Consider the following 3,644-nt stretch of genomic DNA (forward strand, 5'->3'; position numbering starts at 1 on the left):
ATAGTAACTGTTCGTTGTGCTTTCATGCTCAGATTGCTTTAAAGCTGCATAGGGTATTGTCTCGCCATTACCAAGAACAATGCTGTATTCAAGCGCTTCCAGTGCCTCTTGATAAGCATTAGCAATCCCGAATATTTCCATTTGTATATCACTCACGGCAATGGTGAGATGCACCTGCAAATGCCTGAACAGAAATGATTTAACACAATCAGCGATTCGCAAAAGTTCACTTCGATTCCATTCATCATTATCCCCACGGAAATTTATAATACAGGCTAAAGAGTCATCCATATCAACCATATAAGCATCATTATTTTCTCTTGAAGTCTCTTCCACCACATTTGTTATAAAAAAATGGAGCAGCCGCTTTTTCGCAGAGCCTTCAAGCGTCCCTTCATCACTGCCGTATTTCCCATAATCTTCAATATAAAAGAGAATCACGGCATATAATGGACTGCTGAAATCTATCGCATGAGCTGAAAGCGAATCATGGAGCGGCACGCTGGTTTCCACTCGCCCCTTGAGCAAACCGGACAGAAAATGTGAGCGGACCACATCGTTATGACGCTTTAAGCGCTTACTGATTTCTTCCTTTTCATGAAAGGCACTATTAATCGTCTCTTCCAGAAATAAATATTCATTGGAGCCGCCGTCAAACGTGACACCAGCCTTGTTGGAAAACCGTCTTATAAGCAGGCTGATTGGATTATAGTTCATACGCATGAATACATAAGAAACAACGCCACCGACAACGAGACATAAAATTACGCTTAAATAAATTAAACGCTTCATGTCCTCCATCTTCTGATTGAACACCTTTGCCGGCGTCAGCGTAATGTACTTCCAGCCTGTCACGGATGAGGTTGTATAAGAAACAACCAGCTCATTATTTCCTTCATTACTATACAGCATGCCTCTATCCTCATTTAAGCGATCATACCTAAGGTTTGCCGTTAATCCGCTGCTCGCGCTCGAAGCGATAATCCGATTGTTCTCATCCAATATAACGACAGAAGAGCCCTCCGCGGGTGTGAAATTTTCGAGCAGCTTGGCATCGTTGATGATGATCAGAATAAGATCACTTGGATGTCCAGGATTGTGCAAAGCAATGGATCGAGCAAATAACACCGAATTTAGCTTTTTGTCGTCTGACTCAAACTGTACAGGCGTATAACTTTGGATATAGCGAGAATTGAAAATTTTCTGCCACTCCGTTGCGCTCATATCTTCTCGTTTCCTTAATACGGTAAACAGTTTCTCGCTGTCCATGCGCTCTTGGGGGGAGATGACCGTATTGCTATTCTCATATCGAATATAAATTTGCTCAATAAACTCATTAGCCAGCTTATACACGCGCAAACTATTCGCAATTAAAAATAACTCATAATGATCACTGTCTGTAAGCTCGCGCTCAGCATGGGTGAAATCGACGATCGACTTGTTCAACGATATTTCCACACTTATTCGCTCAATACCTCGAAGCTTGCTGTCAATCGCCTGCTCCATCTGGACAAGAGTTGACTCATTCGCCCGATTAATTTCATTCTTGACAATATCCATTGTAGATACATAAATGACGCCGCTGATCACGATTGGAACAAATAAAACCGCTACATAGGAAATCAACCAATTTACAATGATGCTGCGATTGCTCGGCCATATTCGTCTGAGAATGGCGGTTGCCTCCCCTCTGTCCAGATGATGCCTACTAATACTAAGCTTTTTCTATTGCCCGTAACCAAGCATCGGAGATTAGCGCATGGCCTGCAGGCGTAGGATGTACACCATCTCCCGCCCAATAAGACGAATGCGCTTTCATAGATGCTTGCGCGAATAATCCGTCAAGTGGAACAAGCAACGCGTTAAACTCTCGGGCAAGCTTGCGAACAATCGTTATTTTCGGATCAAGGTCCTCTCTCCACGCCTCGCGATCAGCTGGATAAGGGAGAACAAACGGCTCTATCATAATCAAGTTTGCTTTAAGCTGCTCTTTCGTGCGTGTCAAAATATCCCGATAGCCCGCCTCAAACTGCTCAACTGAAGTAGGATCATTGCGATCGTACCTGCGCCAAGTGTCATTGATGCCAATATATATGGATACCCAGTTCGGATTAATTGCAATACAATCCCGCTCCCATCTCTCTTGTAGGTTGATTACTCGATTGCCACTTATTCCGCGATTATAGAATGTCAAATTCATACTAGGATATTGATAGGCTAACTTGGATGCAATCATGAAGGGATAACCTCTTCCTAAATCATCGCTCTGCTCTCTATTGCGTCCTACATCTGTAATACTATCCCCTTGGAATAAAATGACATCACCTTGCGCTAATTTCAAATTCATCTCTGTCCCACCATTCCTATGTTTGCACAAATTATATAGGAAGGCTCAATACGAATATAGCCTTAATTCCTAAACTCAATCTTTAAAAAGTGAAAACCCTATTGATAATTCGACAATACGATCCTTTAGTCCTTTATGCCATAAGATAATTAATAAAACAGCCAGCTTCAGAATAGCTTCTGTGGTTGACTGTTCTTAGTTCTAGGTGAAGTATTCGATTCGTAAGACTTTGTTCCCAACCATTGAAGATACTGAGAATCAAGAAGAACGGGAGCAAGGAGGCGGATGTTTACTGGAACGACGTTTCGGAAAGGTAGTCTTTTCAGATCATTTCGTCCTTAAAGCTTGAATCTTAACCTATTACATGTCCTGAATAAGTCTTATGCTATAATGAACTATCATAAGAAAAGGGGAGATTTTAAATGGAAACCGTGGAAATTATTGCGCTCAGCGCACTCATGCTGTCCCTCCTGCTGCTACTGAAAGTGTTCAGCTTGCAGAGACAGCTGAATGAAATAAAATTCGATCTACAGTCGCCTAACAGTCGGCAACATATGTCTGGATTATCCAAACCAACTCTAAATATGACTTCCACTTCACAGGATATGAACCGTGTCAGCCCCCAATCAGAYCTTGACGACAAATTACGTATGCTGATTGCTTCTGGCAAAAGGATTCAAGCAATAAAGGAGTTCAGAGAAGCGAGTGGGCTAGGCCTCAAAGAAGCCAAGGATTATGTAGATAGCTTGGAGTGAGGTTACTATTGAAATTCCAGCAACAAATAAAAAAACCACTTCTCAAGAAGTGGTTGGAAACGAACAAAACTTACATCTCCTGTTGAAAAATTCCTGATGTCATTGAAAATTTTCTTAACATGTCGCTTTCCTCTTTCCACTCCTGGCAATTTTCTGATTCATTTCCTGCCCAAACAAAAAAGACGAGAGACATACATTAGGCTTTTAATGCAATTGCCTAATCTACGTATTTATTTCTCGTCCTAAGAAGTTTTTATTTATGATTTAACCGGTAATATAGATCATTCCATCGTATTTCATTTTCGAGTGAAGCCATCGTTGTGGAGGAATTAATAATAATGCATTCAATTCCTGCCATTCGAGCCCAATCCTGCATTTGTTCAATGCTTACATGGAAGGAGAATCCAAAGTGATGGGCACCACCGGCGAGTATCCATGCTTCAGCTGCATCCGTGAGTGAAGGCTCGGGCTTCCACAGGATACTTGCCACCGGCAAGTTCGGCATTTCCTTTACATTCTCAACTGCGGTCACTGCATTGACG

The 3,644-nt window shown here is 41.9% G+C and carries 3 protein-coding genes and 1 pseudogene; 1 reads left to right on the plus strand and 3 read right to left on the minus strand.

Annotated elements, in window-relative coordinates:
• On the minus strand, positions 1-1,626 hold a 1,626-nt coding region (locus tag AC1DWN_RS30270; RefSeq protein WP_477562570.1), incomplete at its 3' end, for a cache domain-containing protein.
• An 88-nt stretch (positions 1,627-1,714) separates the two neighbouring features.
• Complete coding sequence (locus AC1DWN_RS30275) at positions 1,715-2,347, minus strand: SGNH/GDSL hydrolase family protein (protein ID WP_477562571.1); 633 nt, start codon at positions 2,345-2,347, stop codon at positions 1,715-1,717.
• Between the two features lie 422 nt (positions 2,348-2,769).
• Between AC1DWN_RS30275 and AC1DWN_RS30280 the strand changes: the two genes are divergently transcribed.
• On the plus strand, positions 2,770-3,102 hold the full coding sequence (locus AC1DWN_RS30280) for a ribosomal protein L7/L12 (protein WP_477562572.1): 333 nt from the start codon (positions 2,770-2,772) through the stop codon (positions 3,100-3,102).
• A gap of 253 nt (positions 3,103-3,355) precedes the next feature.
• Here AC1DWN_RS30280 and AC1DWN_RS30285 read toward each other — a convergent pair.
• A pseudogene (locus AC1DWN_RS30285) lies at positions 3,356-3,644 on the minus strand (L-arabinose isomerase); the annotation flags it as partial.

This window comes from Paenibacillus sp. P4_A7 (assembly GCF_056402455.1).

Bases quoted from the DNA above. Each gene is read 5' to 3' on its own strand.
- AC1DWN_RS30275 (WP_477562571.1), bottom strand. From the start codon at position 2,347: ATGAATTTGAAATTAGCGCAAGGTGATGTCATTTTATTCCAAGGGGAT.